We start from the raw sequence: 1,034 nt of genomic DNA on the forward strand, positions 1-1,034 counted from the left end.
TTAATTCCTCACCTAGATAGTTTGGCTTTATCCAAGTTAAGTAAGCCTTTCGTTTGGCTTCATCTACACTCAAATAGTTATTCTCTACCGCATTTTTACCACCAGCAATAGCGGTATTAATATCCTGAGCATCACCACCTAATGCGGCAATAGTCAGACCGGTGGCCAGTTGGGTGAGTGCGCTGACTTGTTGTTTTTCTGCTTCGGTTAACTTGCTAGTATTTTTACCGTAAAGTTGTTAACGAGTCAGTTAAGTTAAGATCCCATGCCAACGTGTAGCCTTTAACTATCCTAGCTTTTTTAGTTCTTGCTCAATTTGTTCAATAAGTTGTGATTCATCTAATTCATATTCTTCTCTGTCAGAATCAGGATTATAAAGATCAGCTAAACAAAATATGGATGATAAACATTCACTTATACTATCTTCATCATTAATCAAGATATTGTTATCTCGTTCTATTTGATAAAGTTCAATATAAGCTTCAACAAAAACTTGAGGAGTTATCCTTCCATTAACTAATGATCTAGCAAATTCTAATATCGTGAGGCTCATCGTAATACTCCATTTTTCATATAGTTTTCATATTGAGGTGTTCCTGGAGTAATCTTAAATCCGGTAACAAAATTACCTGATTTATCAAGAACAACTACATTATTTGTATTTGAATTAAAAAATACTTTCGAGTCTGTTACAAAGCCATAAGTACCTAGAGGTTTGGTTGCTTTATCTCCCATATGGCTTTTAATTGCTGTTTCATATTGACTAAGTGTTTCAGCGTTTTTCTTTGTTGTTGTTATCCCAAAATCAGCAGCATGTTTAAACTTTTTATCTAACTGTTTTTGTGTGATCCCTGTTAATTCATTGGCAACCGAATTACCACCCATTCCCTTTCCGGCACCACTATTTCTTACAACCGTAGTTTCAACCGTCGTTCCATGGCTGGCAGCCTGATTCATGAGTTGATTACCTGTGGCGATATCACCGGAATGATAAGCCTTTTCAGCTTCTTTCACTAATGCTTGCCCAGCTTTAG

At 36.2% G+C, this 1,034-nt stretch carries 2 protein-coding genes and 1 pseudogene; all 3 read right to left on the minus strand.

Annotated features, from left to right (window positions below; genetic code table 11):
* Positions 1-205 (minus strand): annotated as a pseudogene (locus tag J3U57_RS12900) (VENN motif pre-toxin domain-containing protein); the annotation flags it as partial.
* An 81-nt stretch (positions 206-286) separates the two neighbouring features.
* Positions 287-553: a colicin immunity domain-containing protein gene (locus J3U57_RS12665; protein WP_065633147.1), complete on the minus strand. Its 267-nt coding sequence runs from the start codon at positions 551-553 to the stop codon at positions 287-289.
* Positions 550-1,034: colicin D domain-containing protein (locus J3U57_RS12670; protein ID WP_267345002.1), on the minus strand; the 485-nt coding region annotated here is incomplete at its 5' end. The genes J3U57_RS12665 and J3U57_RS12670, both read right to left, overlap by 4 nt.

The organism is Gilliamella sp. B3464, assembly GCF_026536145.1.
GTDB lineage: Bacteria > Pseudomonadota > Gammaproteobacteria > Enterobacterales > Orbaceae > Gilliamella.

Excerpts from the sequence above, each read along its gene's own strand:
- J3U57_RS12665 (WP_065633147.1), bottom strand. The coding sequence starts at position 553 with ATGAGCCTCACGATATTAGAATTTGCTAGATCATTAGTTAATGGAAGG.